Origin of the sequence: Caenispirillum salinarum, assembly GCF_044803115.1 — a bacterium.
Classification (GTDB): domain Bacteria; phylum Pseudomonadota; class Alphaproteobacteria; order Rhodospirillales; family Rhodospirillaceae; genus Caenispirillum; species Caenispirillum salinarum_A.
In genome coordinates, this window is the sequence record NZ_CP085224.1 from 880,816 (window position 1) to 895,110 (window position 14,295).

At 70.5% G+C, this 14,295-nt stretch carries 17 protein-coding genes; 9 read left to right on the top strand and 8 right to left on the bottom strand.

All coding sequences use genetic code 11. The annotated features are described in order from the left end of the window. Positions 1–159: 159 nt before the first annotated feature. The 6 genes from LG334_RS04135 to LG334_RS04160 form a co-directional block, all read right to left on the bottom strand. Positions 160–822 carry a hypothetical protein gene (locus tag LG334_RS04135; RefSeq protein ID WP_404383574.1) on the bottom strand — a complete coding sequence of 221 codons (663 nt, stop codon included), beginning with the start codon at positions 820–822 and terminating at the stop codon, positions 160–162. 227 nt (positions 823–1,049) lie between these two features. Next, positions 1,050–1,346, bottom strand: a complete 297-nt coding sequence (locus LG334_RS04140) for a hypothetical protein (RefSeq protein ID WP_404383576.1) — start codon at positions 1,344–1,346, stop codon at positions 1,050–1,052. After that, positions 1,346–2,989: a portal protein gene (locus LG334_RS04145; RefSeq protein ID WP_404383578.1), complete on the bottom strand. Its 1,644-nt coding sequence runs from the start codon at positions 2,987–2,989 to the stop codon at positions 1,346–1,348. Before LG334_RS04145 ends, LG334_RS04140 begins: the two co-directional genes overlap by 1 nt. Before the next feature lie 3 nt (positions 2,990–2,992). Beyond that, the gene (locus tag LG334_RS04150) at positions 2,993–3,622 is read right to left on the bottom strand and encodes a hypothetical protein (protein WP_404383580.1); all 630 of its coding nucleotides are present in this window, start codon (positions 3,620–3,622) and stop codon (positions 2,993–2,995) included. 125 nt (positions 3,623–3,747) lie between these two features. Further along, positions 3,748–4,263: a hypothetical protein gene (locus LG334_RS04155; protein ID WP_404383582.1), complete on the bottom strand. Its 516-nt coding sequence runs from the start codon at positions 4,261–4,263 to the stop codon at positions 3,748–3,750. Continuing rightward, positions 4,260–4,628: a hypothetical protein gene (locus LG334_RS04160; protein ID WP_404383584.1), complete on the bottom strand. Its 369-nt coding sequence runs from the start codon at positions 4,626–4,628 to the stop codon at positions 4,260–4,262. Before LG334_RS04160 ends, LG334_RS04155 begins: the two co-directional genes overlap by 4 nt. Positions 4,629–4,759: 131 nt before the next feature. On the opposite strand from LG334_RS04160, the gene LG334_RS04165 reads away from it, so the two are divergent. From LG334_RS04165 to LG334_RS04175, 3 genes are all read left to right on the top strand, one after another. Next, the gene (locus LG334_RS04165; RefSeq protein WP_404383586.1) at positions 4,760–5,395 is read left to right on the top strand and encodes a S24 family peptidase; all 636 of its coding nucleotides are present in this window, start codon (positions 4,760–4,762) and stop codon (positions 5,393–5,395) included. Positions 5,396–5,469: 74 nt separating this feature from the next. Then, positions 5,470–5,733 carry a hypothetical protein gene (locus tag LG334_RS04170; protein ID WP_404383588.1) on the top strand — a complete coding sequence of 88 codons (264 nt, stop codon included), beginning with the start codon at positions 5,470–5,472 and terminating at the stop codon, positions 5,731–5,733. Positions 5,734–5,859: 126 nt separating this feature from the next. Next, positions 5,860–6,723 (top strand): branched-chain amino acid aminotransferase, encoded by an 864-nt coding sequence (locus LG334_RS04175; RefSeq protein ID WP_404383590.1) that lies wholly within the window; start codon positions 5,860–5,862, stop codon positions 6,721–6,723. Positions 6,724–7,020: 297 nt separating this feature from the next. On the opposite strand, the gene LG334_RS04180 is transcribed toward LG334_RS04175, so the two are convergent. After that, a complete protein-coding gene (locus tag LG334_RS04180; RefSeq protein ID WP_404383592.1) occupies positions 7,021–7,539 on the bottom strand; it encodes an Lrp/AsnC family transcriptional regulator in 519 nt (172 codons plus the stop codon). 464 nt (positions 7,540–8,003) lie between these two features. Here LG334_RS04180 and LG334_RS04185 point away from each other — a divergent pair, with 464 nt between their 5' ends. The 6 genes from LG334_RS04185 (at position 8,004) to LG334_RS04210 (ending at position 12,441) form a co-directional block, all read left to right on the top strand. Continuing rightward, a complete protein-coding gene (locus tag LG334_RS04185) occupies positions 8,004–8,609 on the top strand; it encodes a peroxiredoxin (RefSeq protein WP_404386297.1) in 606 nt (201 codons plus the stop codon). 217 nt (positions 8,610–8,826) lie between these two features. Further along, on the top strand, positions 8,827–9,774 hold the full coding sequence (gene trxB / locus LG334_RS04190) for a thioredoxin-disulfide reductase (protein ID WP_404383594.1): 948 nt from the start codon (positions 8,827–8,829) through the stop codon (positions 9,772–9,774). A 55-nt stretch (positions 9,775–9,829) separates the two neighbouring features. Next, positions 9,830–10,741: a LysR family transcriptional regulator gene (locus LG334_RS04195; protein WP_404383596.1), complete on the top strand. Its 912-nt coding sequence runs from the start codon at positions 9,830–9,832 to the stop codon at positions 10,739–10,741. 86 nt (positions 10,742–10,827) lie between these two features. Next, entirely contained in the window at positions 10,828–11,454 is a 627-nt protein-coding gene (gene nthA, locus LG334_RS04200) for a nitrile hydratase subunit alpha (protein ID WP_404383598.1), read from the top strand. Then, entirely contained in the window at positions 11,451–12,110 is a 660-nt protein-coding gene (nthB, locus tag LG334_RS04205) for a nitrile hydratase subunit beta (protein WP_404383600.1), read from the top strand. The genes nthA and nthB overlap by 4 nt, the downstream gene beginning before the upstream one ends. Beyond that, on the top strand, positions 12,100–12,441 hold the full coding sequence (locus tag LG334_RS04210) for a nitrile hydratase accessory protein (protein WP_404383602.1): 342 nt from the start codon (positions 12,100–12,102) through the stop codon (positions 12,439–12,441). The genes nthB and LG334_RS04210 overlap by 11 nt, the downstream gene beginning before the upstream one ends. 9 nt (positions 12,442–12,450) lie before the next feature. Here LG334_RS04210 and LG334_RS04215 read toward each other — a convergent pair whose 3' ends face one another. After that, positions 12,451–14,190: a formate--tetrahydrofolate ligase gene (locus tag LG334_RS04215; RefSeq protein WP_404383604.1), complete on the bottom strand. Its 1,740-nt coding sequence runs from the start codon at positions 14,188–14,190 to the stop codon at positions 12,451–12,453. Between the last annotated feature and the right edge of the window lie 105 nt (positions 14,191–14,295).

Below are 14,295 nucleotides of genomic sequence, written 5' to 3' on the forward strand. Positions count from 1 at the left end.
GCTGACGTGGTGCGTGGGTCCCAGCCTTCGCTGGGACGACAGTCAAAAAATACCCGTCACCCCAGCGAAAACTGGGGTCCACAACGACTGCCAGCCGCTGGCGCGGCCCGACTTGGTGTCCTTGGTGTCTCGGTGGCCTCGCCGCACAACGCCCGAGCCTTACGCCCCCGGATAGAGGCGCTTGAAGCCCTCGGCGACCTTGCGCACGGTGGCGGGGTCGCGGTCGCGCCAGTACTTGGGATCGCGCATCAGGGCCTTGACCTCGTCTTCCGAGGACGCGCCGGCCGCGCCCTTGTCCATGCCGCCGAGGCCCGGCTCGCCGGACTGCATCATGCGGAACAGCGCCATGACGCCGTCGGCGGTGCCCGACAGGGCGCCCAGCACGTCGGCCGGCAGGTTGGCCGCGCCCCAGGCCTGGAGCTGGCGGCTGATCTCGGCCCAGCGTTCCTCGCCACCGAAGTGCTCGATCAGGCGCGACAGCTCGCGGTCGCCGTCCATGTCGGCGGCCATGGCCTCCAGCACGGGGATGATGCGCTCGGCCGCCAGGTCGTAGACCAGCTGCACCTGCTCGGGCGTGAAGCCGGCGGCGTGCAGGCGGGCGTTGACCTCGGGGTCGGCCTCCAGCAGCGCGTGCGGCGCGCTCACCTGATAGCCGTCGGGGCTGTCGGGAATGGCCGGCGGGGCGGGTTGCTGCGTCAGCGCCGTATACGCGGCGATCAGCGCCTCGACGTCGACCTCGCCCGTCTCGGGGTTGAGAAACTCCTCCGGCACGGCGGGCTTGATGCCGGCAAGCCGGGGCGCGGGAGTGGCGGGAATGGTCATGGTGACTCCTTCCGGTTGGAGAAAATTGGCGGCCGTCGGTGAGGGATAGCCACCAAGACACCACGAACACCAAGGGGCTGCGGCCCATTGATGCGTCATGCATAAAGCCGCGCGCAGTGCTCCTGGCCAACAGGGGTGGGAAGGATGCGCTGCCGCGCGGGCTTGCGCGGTCTCTTGGTGTCCTTGGTGTCTTGGTGGCCTCGCAATCGACTGGCCCGGCGGGCCGCTTAGCCGCCCGCCCGTCCCCGCGCCACCAGGGCGAGGATGTGGCGGACGAGGCAGCGTTGGCCTTCCAGGTGGCGCAGGGCGTCGGGGCTCGACTCGGGGCCGAGGGCGCGGTCGAGGGTCAGCGCGCGCAGGTGTTCCAGCGCGCGGGCGCCGTCGCTGCCGGAAAAGACGCGGGCGAAGAGGAAACCCGTGTCGTTGTCCGTGGCGGCGACGGTGCCGTGTTGACCGTCTTCGACCACACCCCCGGCCCCCGGTTCGAGGCCGCTCCAGCCCCCGCGATCGGGCACGCCGGGCATTACGGCGTGCCTCCCGCAGCCAGGCCGCCCGCGCCCGGGGAGGGGGCGGGCGCGGGCACGGCGGCGGCGGGATGATCGGGCGAGGGCGGAGCGGCCCCGGCGGACGGCGGCGGCGGCGCGGCCTCGGGCGCCACTCCCAGCGGCACCGGGCCGCCAGGGATGGGCGCGGCCTCGGGCGGGGTCTCGCGGATCAGCTCCGCTGGGACGCCCAGCGCGCGGCCCAGCCAGCGGGCCGCCGCCACCGTGTCCACGGCCCCGGCCGCTTCCGGGCCGAGGCCGGCGACGGATGTCAGCCAGGTGAGTGTGTTCTGGGCATCGGCCTGGGCCTGCGTACGGGCCAGCGGCGACTGGTAGGTGAGTTCCACCACGCGGCCGTCCACGCGCAGGTCGGGGATTTCGCCGCGCCGGCGCAGGATGGACAGCGCCCGCATGACCAGAGGCGTCAGAAGCTCCGACTGAAGCCGGCCGTACGTGGCGCCCAGGATGCGCGCCATCTCGGCCGATCGCTCCAGCACTTCGGTCGCCGTCATGGTCGGCGCGTCCGGCTGGCCCAGGCGGTCCACCAGCAGGGCATGGCGGATGCGCCCGCGCAGGTCGTCGAGGACGAGTTGGCTGACGTCGAACCGCCCCGGTGCCTCCAGCGGCGTCAGGCCCGAGGACCCGACGGCCTTGGGGATGATGGCGCCGGGCACGAGGCGGATGTTGGCCGGGTTCAGCACGCCGTCGTCGTCGGCCTGCCAGATGCCGGTGACGGAAATGCTGGCGTTCTTCAGCACCAGTTCCACCACCTTGTTGGCGGTCTTGATATCGGGCAGGGCCTTCATGACCGGGCTGCGGCCGTAGGCCTCGCCGGGCGCCTTGAGCCACCGGAAGGTGATGAAGGGCGAGCGCGCGAAGCGGCCCTCGGCCAGCACCACGGCCTCGGACACCGCCGGCATGCCTTCCGGGTCCAGCAGGGCCGTGTAGACGAATCCTGCGCCGTCCGGGTCGGGCGTCACGGCTTCCAGCACGGCGAAGCGGGCGTCGGGATCGTCGTCGGCGCGTGCGGTCAGCGCGTCGGGCAGGGGGGCGACGGGGAAGCGCTCGCGCAGGGTCGCCAGGCCGGCCTCGGAGCGGCGGAAGGTGATCTCCAGCCGGCCCGAGGCGCCTTCCTCCACCACCAGTTCCGACAGCGGAACGGCGGTGAAGCGAAACGCGCTGGGGCTGCCCGGCGGGGCTTCCTCGAACAGCAGGCTCGCGGTGCCGGCGATGACCAGATCCAGGTAGGCCTGGTGCATCTCGACCGCGAAGTTGGCGCGATCGAAGTGGCCGCGCACGATCTCGGCGGTCTTTTCCAGCAGCGGCGCGACGGCGTCGCGCTCGGCGTCCTCGACGTCCACGCCGGCGGTCAGGCCGAACCAGCGCGCCCACGGCGGGGTCAGCTGGGCGAGCAGGCTGGCGGCCAACTGGTCGACGGCGTCGGGTGCGGTGCCGTCGAACAGCCGGTCGCCGCGCCGGGCGCCTTCGGTGCCCGTGCCGGCGGCCGAGCCGTCACGGCTGGGCAGCGTGAAGTCGTAGCATTCGCGCCAGTGGCCGTCCCAGGCGCCGCGGCGCGACCGGGCGGCCCGGTAGCGGCGCAGCAGGGCCTCGGTATCGACGGACATGGATCATTCTCCCAACAGGGTCTTGCGGCGCCGCTCCGGCACGCGGGACGGCGGGGTGAGGACGCCGCGCCATGACGTCGCGACGGTGCGGCGGCGGGCGGCCTCGGCCTCTTCCCGGGCGCGCAGCCGGCGGCGGCGGTCTTCCTCCGCCGTCGAGCGGGGGGACTGCGGCGCGGCCGGGGCGGGCGAGGGATCGGCGCCGGTCGGCGGTGGCGGAGTGGGCGCCTGGGGCGCCGGGGCCGGCGCCGGGTCGGGGGTCGAGGGCGCCGGCGCCTTCTGCCCGGCGGGCGGGGCGTTGGCCGCCGCGACCGGCCGGCCGTCGGCGGCTATGGCAGTCGGCGGGGCGTAGACCCCGGTCTTCTTGCGCCAGGCGCGGTATTCCGCGGCGGACATCTCGGTGCCGTCGTCGAACACGACGCGGTACCAGTCGCGGCCGGGGGTCTTCATCCAGGACGGCGGGACGGGCTCGCCGGTGCCGTCGTCGACCCAGGTCATGGGCTTGGGCGGCGGCGGCGTCGGCAGGCTGTCGAGCAGCGCCTTGCCGGGGCGGCCGGGCGGCAGGTTGCCGGAGTCCATCAGCCGCTCGAAGTCCTCGATTGTGTCGAGCGGCGGCAGGGACGCAAAACCTCCCATGGACCGGATCTCCCTTCGGTGGGTGGTTGGACGAGCGGATCACGCCCGGCAGCGTCCACGAAAAAGCCCGCCGGACGGGGTTGTCCGGCGGGCGGTGGGCGCACCTGTGGCGTTGACAAGAGGATTTATGCCCCATCTCCAACGGCCATGTCAAGAATATTTTCTTTGGGAGAGCATTCAGTCTTCGTGCCGCCCAGCGCGCGGTACAACTGCCAGGGGGTGAAGACGCCCGGCAGCCGCACGCCAAGGATGCGCTTGACCGCTTCCACACAGGTATAGGGCCGCCACGGCGCCAGGCGGCGCACGGGCTCGCGGACGCGGGCCGGCTGGACGGTCAGACCGCGCGCCCGAAACCAGCGCGCCGGGTCCCATCCCGCCAGTTCGGGCACCACGCGCAGGGCGGTGTAGTGGGACAGCGGATCGACCACCACCCATGCCCCGTCCGCCCGCACCACGGCAAAGCAGTGTCGGAAGCCGGGGCGCAGCAGGCGCAGCCAGCGGATGTCGGTGTCGCCGCTGAACACCACCAGCGCCGGCGCTCCGGGTGCGTCCGAGGCGGCGGCGGCCGCCGGCGGCAGGCCCGGCCGCGGCACGGCTTCCGTCGCGGCGGTGCAGGCGCGGGAGGATGCCGTGCCGCTCATGCCACGATTCCCTTGCCGCGCAGGAGGGTGGTCAGGCGGTCCAGCGCGTCCTCCCACAGGCGGTGGGCGATGGCCTGGTCGGGCAGGCGGGGGTCCGGCGGGATGAGCGCGCGGCCGTACTCGGCCAGCACCCGCAGGTGGCGGCGGTCGATGATGCGGCGGCGGGCGAGCGACAGGGCGGCGCGGCTGATGTCGTCGGGATCGCAGGGGCGGGCGACGAGGCCGGCGCCGGCGACAAACCGGGCGCCTTCGTCGCGGGCGATCTGGCACTGCCAGAACCAGAACCAGGCCTCCTGGGCATCGGCGAAGGGTTCGGTGGGCCGCTCGTTCAGGACGCGGACGGGGGCGGGGCGCGGTTGGGCCATGGCGGGTCTCTCCACGGTTGGAACATAACAAGAACAACCGGAAGTGTTAGGATTGGGAGCCCAAACGGTCAAGGAAAATTGCGGAATTTCTTCTTAATGCGTCGACGGTCCTGCTGTAAGACCATGTTCCCATGCTGAAGCACTCGCAGATCTGGCGCGCCATCGATCGCCTTGCCGAATCCAAGGGCCTGTCCCCCTCCGGGCTGGCGCGGCGGGCCGGACTCGATTCCACCACCTTCAACAAGTCCAAGCGCACGACCCGCGAGGGCAAGCCCCGCTGGCCGTCCACCGAGTCCATCGCCAAGATCCTGCAGGCCACCAACACCTCTCTGGCCGAGTTCACGGCGCTGGTGGAGGGCGACGGCATCGGCCGCCCGGCGCCGCAGACCCTGCCGCTGATCGGCTTCGCCCAGGCCGGGCAGTCGGGCTACTTCGACGATGCCGGCTGGCCCGTCGGGGCCGGCTGGGACGAGATCCGCACGCCCGAGGTCACCGACCCGCACGCCTATGCCCTGGAGGTGTCGGGCGACTCCATGCAGCCGGTCTACCGCGATGGCGACATCCTGGTGGTCGCGCCCGACGAGGCGCCCCGCCGCGGTGACCGCGTCGTGGTCCGCACCATGGAGGGCGAGGTCATGGTCAAGGAACTGCTGCGCCTGTCGGAAAAGCGGGTGGAGCTGAAAAGCCTCAACCCCCTGCACGACGACCGCTCGCTGGCGCGCGAGCAGGTGGAATGGATCGCCCGCGTGCTGTGGGTCAGCCAGTAGATCATTTTCCTTGACGACAGGCAACGGAATATGATCCTAATTCTCCCTCCGAGAGTTGCCGGAAGGAGCCTGTCATGCTGCCCGAAACGCTGGAGCGCCGCTTCAACGGCCCGGTGCCGCGCGCGCTGACGCTGGGCGCCGTGGTGGACGAGGCGGTGCTGCGCCGGCGCCAGGCGCTGGCCCGCGCCCGCGCCCTGTCTGGCATGGCCGCCCGCGCCCGCGCTGACATCGCCCATCTGCGCCGCCACGCCGCCCCGCCGCCGGCCCTGTCCCGCGGCACCGACCGCCTGGAATGGGCGCGGGCGGAGGCCGAGCACTGGCGCCGCCGCGCCCTGTGACGGCGCGCACTGCGGCGTTGGACAGGGGCGGCAGCCCGTGGCTATCCTGAGCGTTCCAACCGAGATCACCAACCGCTCGACAGCCGCGGCGTCCGTCGGCGGCCAAGCATAAAATCGAGGAGCGCCATGAAGGGCCAGATCGCGACGGAAGGCGTCGTCTATGCACAAGGGGAATGGCACGTCGGCAACCCCAAGCTGCTGGGACCGCGCACCCACGGGGTGTGGCTGGGCTCGGTGGTGTTCGACGGGGCCCGCTATTTCGACGGCGTCGCGCCGGACCTGCTGCCCCACTGCGAACGCGCCGTGCTGTCCGCCCGCGTGCTGGGGATGCAGCCGCAGATCACCGGCGCCGAGATCGCCGAACTGGCGTGGGAGGGCATTCGCCGCTTCCCCCGCGAGTCGCAGCTCTACATCTGCCCCATGTTCTGGGGCGGGTCGGGCTTCATCGTGCCCGACAGCCACGACGTCGGGTTCGGCATGTCCATCTATCCGTCGCCGCTGCCGCCGGCCGACGGCTTCAGGGCCCTGCTGTCCAGCTTCCGCCGCCCCGCCCGCGATATGGCCCCGACCGAAGCCAAGGCAAGCTGCCTGTACCCCAATACCGGCCGCGCCGTCGCCGAGGCCAAGGCCAAGGGATGCGACACCGCCGTCATGCTCGACCCGTCGGGCAACGTGGCGGAATTCGCCTACACCAACCTGTTCTTCGGGAAAGACGGCGTCGTCCACACGCCGGCACCCAACGGCACCTTCCTCAACGGCCTGACCCGCCAGCGCGTCATCAAGCTGCTGCGCGAGGCCGGCGTGACGGTGGAGGAGCGGGCCATCACCTGGAACGAGGTGCTGGGCGCCGACGAGGTCTTCGCCACCGGCAATTATCAAAAGCTGGGGTGGTGCAAGCAGCTGGGCGACCGCGAGTTCGTCAAGGGACCGCTGTACGAGCGGGCGCGGGACCTGTACTTCGCCTACGCGCGGGAACACGGCCGGCCGTAAGCGGCGGGCTCGGGTGGTGCTTTGCGGCGAGGCCACCACGACACCAAGGCTTTCCGGCTGCGCCGGACTATGAATGCGAGGGAGCCACGGGCTTCCTCGCGCTCCCGCGATTCCTTATTCATCACCGTGACGAAGACCGGGCGACAGCGGCCACCAGAGTGAGGATGGCGCGCCTTCGCGCGCTGTCTTGGTGTCTTGGTGTTTCAAACGCACCACGCCAGCCGCTGACGCCGCAGCCCGTCAGCCGGCACACCCTCTTGGTGCCCTTGATGTCTTCGTGGCTATCCCCGCACCCCGTCAGCGACCTTCCGAGTCGGCCTCCGGATGCGGCTCCGGCCCTTCGTCGACGTCGATGGGCACGCCCGGCTGCTGTTTGCCTGTGCGAATCGCCAGCGCCGACTTCACGTGCGCCACATTGGGCGCCGCCGTCAGCCGGGTGGTGAGGAAGCGCTGGTAGTCGTCCCAGTCGTGCGCCACCACCTTGAGCAGGAAGTCGGTTTCGCCGGCGAGCATGTGGCATTCGCGCACCTCGGGCCAGTCGTTCACCAGCCCCTCGAACGCGCGCAGGTCGGCTTCGGCCTGGCTGTTGAGGCCGACATGGGCGAACACCGTGACGTTGTAGTTGAGCGCCCCGGGGTCGATGTCGGCGTGGTAGCCGCGAATGAACCCCGCTTCCTCCAGCGCACGCACGCGCCGCAGGCAGGGCGGAGCCGAGATGCCTGCACGACGGGCCAGTTCCACGTTGGTCATCCGGCCATCCGCCTGCAGGTCGCTCAGGATGCGCCGATCGATGCGATCAAGCTTCACCCGCTGCATGTCGTAAATTATCCTCCCCGGTGTTCCGCCGGAATCTTATGTCGCCCCGGCGCAATGATATTTCAAGGTAAAGGCCGCGCGCGGCAATGACAATAAGGGTTTCGGGCCAAAGGCGTCATTTTTCATGTGCCCATTGACGCGAGGCCGGGTAACGTCGTTTCATCGCGAACGCGGGACAAGCCCGAATGCTGCATGGCACCGCTGCGAAAACCGGCGGTCGCAGCGCCTTGGCGGCGGTTTGCGGAAATTCCCGCATGCCCGAGTCGGGCATGGCCGTCCGGCGATCGGGAGGCGCAGCGTCTGCGCCCAACGGCGCGTAGGCGGTTTGGGCACTACAATTTAATTATTCCGACTTGCAAACCAGGGCGCCCGGCGTCTACATAGAGGCCGCACTCGGGTCCTTGCGATCCAGAAAGATATTTTCGAGAACGGAGCGAGCAATCATGACCGAGACCACCCCCACCGTGACCTCGCTGGTCGGCAAGCAGGCCCCGGACTTCACCGCCCAGGCCGTGATGGGTGACAACTCCATCAACGCCGAGTTCAGCCTGAAGGACTACCTGAAGGGCAGCTACGGCTGGGTGTTCTTCTACCCGCTCGACTTCACCTTCGTGTGCCCGTCGGAGATCATCGCCCACGATCACCGCATGGCGCAGTTCGAGGAGAAGGGCTGCAAGGTCGTTTCCGTCTCCGTCGACAGCCAGTTCACCCACCTGGCCTGGAAGAAGACCCCGCAGGACGAGGGCGGCCTGGGCAACGTCAAGTTCCCCATGGTGGCTGACCTGAACAAGCAGATCGCCCGTGACTTCGGCGTGCTGCTGGAGGACGCCGGCGTCGCCCTGCGCGGTTCCTTCCTGATCGACAAGAACTTCAACGTTCGCCACGCCACCATCAACGACCTGCCGCTGGGCCGCAACGTCGACGAGGCCCTGCGCATGGTCGACGCCCTGGCCTTCCACGAAGAGCACGGCGAAGTCTGCCCCGCCGGCTGGACCAAGGGCAAGAAGGGCATGCAGGCCACGCCGGACGGCGTCGCCGCCTTCCTGAAGGAAAGCGCCGGCGAGCTGTAATCGGCTCCGGCACGCACCGCCTTACCGCGCGAGGCGCCCGAGCGATCGGGCGCCTCGTCGCGTTTCGGCGGCAGGGACGCGTCGTGTTTCGGGCCGGGCCGGGCGCGGCGCAGTTGCACGCCCCCGCCGCCGCCACTATTCTCGCCGCCACGTTTTAAAACCCGACCCCCGCGGCCTGTGCGCGGCGGGGTGACAGACCAAGAGGCCTTCGCAGGACATGGCAGAGCATCACACCAAGGTTCTCATTCTCGGGTCCGGCCCGGCCGGCTGCACCGCCGCCGTCTACGCCGCGCGCGCCAACCTGGCCCCGATCCTGGTCTCCGGCATCCAGCCGGGCGGCCAGTTGACCATCACCACCGACGTCGAGAACTATCCGGGCTTCGCCGACCCCATCCAGGGCCCCTGGCTCATGGAGCAGATGCAGAAGCAGGCGGAGAATGTCGGCACCACCTGGATGCACGACACCATCACCGAGGTCGACCTGTCCCAGCGCCCGTTCAAGGCCGTCGCCGATTCGGGCGACGTGTACTACGGCGAGACGCTGGTCATCTCCACCGGCGCCTCGGCCCGCTGGCTGGGGCTGGAGAGCGAGTCGCGCTTCCAGGGCTTCGGCGTCTCCGCCTGCGCGACCTGCGACGGATTCTTCTTCCGCAACAAGGTCGTGGCCGTGGTCGGCGGCGGCAACACGGCCGTCGAGGAAGCCATCTTCCTGACCAACCATGCCAGCAAGGTCTACCTGATCCACCGCCGCGACGAGCTGCGGGCGGAAAAAATCATGCAGGACCGCCTGTTCGCCAATCCCAAGGTGGAGCCCGTTTGGGATTCGGTGCTGGAAGACGTGCTGGGCGGCGGCGAGCCGCTGGGCGTCACCGGAGTGAAGCTGCGCAACACCAAGACCGACGACGTTTCGGAACTGCCGCTGGAAGGCGTGTTCATCGCCATCGGCCACACGCCGAACACGGCGCTGTTCCAGGGCCAGCTGGAGATGGACGAGAACGGCTACCTGATCACCAAGCCCGACTCCACGGCCACCAGCATCCCCGGCGTCTATGCCGCCGGCGACGTGCAGGACCACGTCTACCGCCAGGCCGTCACGGCCGCGGGCACGGGCTGCATGGCGGCGATCGAGGCCGACCGCTTCCTGGCACTTCACGGCCAGACCTGATAAGGCTTGAACAAGAAGGCGTAAACGCACCATGGCTCGCAGGGAGGCCGCTTCCATGCCGCATCGCGCAGGCAGCATGATGGACTGGGACAAGCTGCGCATCTTCCACGCGGTGGCGGAGGCGGGCTCCTTCACCCACGCGGGGGAGACGCTGAACCTCAGCCAGTCGGCGGTCAGCCGCCAGATCAGCGCGCTGGAGGAGAGCCTGACGGTCTCCCTCTTCCACCGCCACGCCCGCGGACTGATCCTGACGGAACAGGGCGAGCTGCTCTACAACACGGTGCATGAGGTCTTCGCCAAGCTGTCCATGGCCGAGGCCCGCCTGACCGAGAGCCGGGAGCGCCCGGAAGGCCCGCTGAAGGTGACCACCACGGTCGCCTTCGGCTCGGTCTGGCTGACGCCGCGCATCAAGGAGTTCATGGACACCTATCCCCACATCGACATGAGCCTTCTGCTCGATGATGGGGAAGTGGACCTGGCCATGCGCGAGGCGGATGTCGCCATCCGCTTCCATCCGCCGCGCCAGCCGGACCTGGTGCAGCGCCACCTGATGGGCCTGCACTACCAGATCTACGCCTCGCCGGAATACCTGAAGAAGTACGGCATTCCCAAGCATCCCGAGGATCTGGACAACCACCGCCTCATCGTCTACGGCGAGGACGCCAAGGCGCCGGTCGACAACATGAACTGGCTGCTGACCGCCGGCGGTGTGCCGCGCCAGCGCCGCCAGCCGGTGCTGCGGGTCAACAACATCTACGGCATCTTCCGGGCCGTGCAGTCGGGGCTCGGCATCGCCGCCATGCCCGACTACTTCTCGACGGAAGCCACCAATCTGGTGCAGGTTCTGCCGGAGTTGCGCGGGCCGGGGTTCGACTGCTTCTTCGTGTATCCCGAGGAACTGCGCCACTCCAAGCGCGTCGCCGTCTTCCGCGACTTCCTGCTGCGCAAGCTGGCCGAGCGCAAGTAGGGCGGGCGGTATCCGACCGTTGCGAAAGGGCTTCCGATGCGCCACCATCGGAAGTCCTTTTTCCTTGCGCCGGAGGACCTTGATCCATGCCGCACGACGGTCACGACCATGACCATCAGGCCGTTCCCTCCGACCCCGCGCTGCGCGTCAAGGCGCTGGAAACCCTGCTGACGGAAAAGGGGCTGGTCGACCGCGCCGCGCTCGACGAGATCGTCGAGACCTACGAGCACCGCGTCGGCCCGCGCAACGGCGCCCGCGTGGTGGCGAAGGCCTGGAGCGATCCCGCCTACCTGGAGCGCCTGCGCGCCGATGCCACCGCCGCCGTCGCCGAACTGGGGTACGAGGGCCGGCAGGGCGAGCACATGGTGATCGTGGAGAACACCGACGCCGTCCACAACATGGTCGTCTGCACCCTGTGCAGCTGCTATCCCTGGTCGGTCCTGGGTCTGCCGCCGGTGTGGTACAAGTCCGACGCCTACCGCTCGCGCGCCGTCATCGACCCGCGCGGCGTCTTGGCGGACTTCGGCATCACGCTGCCGGACGAGACCGAGGTGCGCGTCTGGGACTCCACCGCCGAGACCCGCTATCTGGTCATCCCCCGCCGTCCCGTCGGCACCGAGGGCCTGACGGAAGACCAGCTTGCCGACCTGGTGACCCGCGACTCCATGATCGGCACCGGCTTCGCCCTGTCTCCCGCGGAGGCCGGGCGATGAACGGCATCCACGACATGGGCGGGATGCACGGCTTCGGCCCCGTGCGCCCCGAGCCCGACGAGCCGATCTTCCATGCCCCGTGGGAAAAGCGCGCGCTGGCGCTGACGCTGGCCATGGCCGCCTGGGGCAAGTGGAACATCGACGCCAGCCGCCACGCGCGCGAGCGCATCCCGCCGGCGGCGTACCTGAACTATACGTACTATGAGCGCTGGATCGCCGCGCTGACGGACATGATGGTCGAGCACGGCCTGATCTCCGCCGACGAGGCCGCATCGGGCACGCCCGACCCCAACACCGCCAAGGCCGAGCCGCCGCTGACGCCCGAGCGGGTCGGGCCGGTGCTGCGCAGGGGCGGACCTTCGGCGCGTCCGCTGGACCGGGCGCCGCGCTTTGCCGTCGGCGACCGGGTGCGGGCGAAAAACCTCAACCCGGAAGGCCACACGCGCCTGCCGCGCTACGCCCGCGGCAAGGTGGGAGAGGTGGTGCGGGACCACGGCGGCCACGTCTTCCCCGATTCCAATGCCCACTTCCGGGGCGAGGACCCGCAGCCGCTCTACGCCGTGCGCTTCACGGCGCGGGAGCTGTGGGGGCCCGACGCCCACCCGCGCGACACCGTGACGCTGGACCTGTGGGAGCCCTATCTCGATGCCGTCTGACGCCCGCCATTCCGCGCCCGCGCCCGAGCGCCCGTTCGAGGAGCCCTGGCAGGCCCAGGCCTTCGCCATGGCCGTGCACCTGTCGGAGACGGGCCTGTTCACCTGGACCGAGTGGACGGAGACCTTCGGCACCGTGCTGTCCATGGCCCGCACGGCCGGCCGCCCGGTGGACGGCGCGGCTTATTGGGAACACTGGGTGACGGCGCTGGAGATGCTGCTGGCCGCCCGCGGCGAGGCCGACAAGCCGGCGCTGGAGGCCCTGAAGGAGGCGTGGGCGGACGCCTACCGCACCACGCCCCACGGAACGCCCGTGCGCCTCGGGGCCTCCTGACCTCCGGCGTCAGAACCCGTCGACGTGGCCGGCCGTGTTCAGGTGCATGCGCAGGGCCGCAGGCTGGCGGGGCAGGCCGGGCATGGTCATGATGTCACCGCACACCGCCACCACGAATCCGGCGCCGGCGGCCAGCCGCACCTCGCGCACCGGCAGCAGGTGCCCTTCCGGTGCGCCCTTGGCGGACGGGTCGGCGGAAAAGCTGTACTGTGTCTTGGCGATGCAGACCGGCAGGCGGCCGTAGCCCAGGGCCTCGAACTCCTGCAACTGGCGCAGCACCTTGGGCTCGATCACCACGCCGGCGGCCCCGTACAGCCCCGTCGCCACGGCCTCGATCTTCTCGGCCAGCGGCAGGGACTCCTCGTACAGGAAGCGGGGTTCGGGCGTCGGCCCCTGGGTGAGCGCGTCGACGGCCTCCGCCAGCTCGACGGCGCCGCCGCCGCCGGAGGCCCAGTGGTCGGCCACCACCAGCGGCACGCCGGCCGCGTCACACAGCGCACGGACGGCGGCGACCTCGGCCTCGGTGTCGCCGGAGAAGCGGTTGAGCGCCACCACCAGGGGCAGGCCGAAGCGCTGCATGTTGGCGACGTGGCGGGCCAGGTTCGCCCCGCCCGCGCGCACGGCCTGCGGGTCGGGAATGCCGAGCGCGTCCTTGCCGATGCCGCCGTGCATCTTCAGGGCCCGCACGGTCGCGACCAGCACCGCGGCGTCTGGGCGCAGGCCGCTCTGGCGGCACTTGATGTGCAGGAATTTTTCGGCTCCCAGGTCGGCGCCGAAGCCGGCCTCGGTCACCGTCACGTCGGCCAGGGCCGATGCCGTGCGGGTGGCGAGGACCGAGTTGCAGCCGTGCGCGATGTTGGCAAACGGGCCGCCGTGGATGAAGGCCGGGTTGTGCTCCAGCGACTGCACCAGGTTGGGCGCCATGGCGTCGCGCAGCAGGCAGGCCATGGCACCGTCGGCCCCGATGTCGCGGGCGCGGACGGGTCGGCCGTCGCGGGCGCGGCCGACGATGATGTCGCCAAGCCGCCGCTGCAGGTCGTCCAGCCCGGTGGACAGGCACAGGATCGCCATGACCTCGGAGGCGACGGTGATGTCGAAGCCGTCCTCGCGCGGGACGCCCTGCGCCGGACCGCCCAGGCCGGCGACGATGTGCCGCAGCGCCCGGTCGTTCATGTCGGCGACGCGCTTCCAGGTGACGCGGCGGGTGTCGATGTCCAGCGGATTGCCCCAGTGCAGGCTGTTGTCCAGCAGGGCCGACAGCAGGTTGTGGGCGCTGGTGACGGCGTGGAAATCGCCGGTGAAGTGCAGGTTGATCTCGTCGATGGGCGCCACCTGGGCCCGGCCGCCGCCCGTCGCCCCGCCCTTCATGCCGAAGCACGGGCCGAGGGAGGGTTCGCGCAGGCAGACGGCCGCCCGCTTTCCGATGGCGTTCAGCCCGTCGCCCAGGCCGACGGTGGTGGTGGTCTTGCCCTCGCCGGCGGGCGTGGGGGTGATGGCGGTGACCAGCACCAGCCGCCCGCGCGGCGCGTCCGCCAGGTCGGCGACGCGGTCCAGATCCAGCTTGGCCTTGTGGCGGCCATAGGGGATCAGGTCCTCGACGGTCAGCCCCAGGCGGTCGGCGGCGACCTCCGTGATCGGTTTGAGCGGGGCGGCGCGCGCGATCTCGAGATCGGAGCGGGGGCGGTCGGCGACGCGCGCGGGATGCGCGGCGACGTCGGCATGGTGGTGGACGGCGGTCGGGCGAGTCATGGCGGCAGACTCCGTTTTGCTTTGCTTGCACCCCGGCGCCTGGTGCGCCGGGGCAGTCGTTAAGGCGCCACGAGGGCTCACGCGCCTAATCGGCGCGGGGTCGTG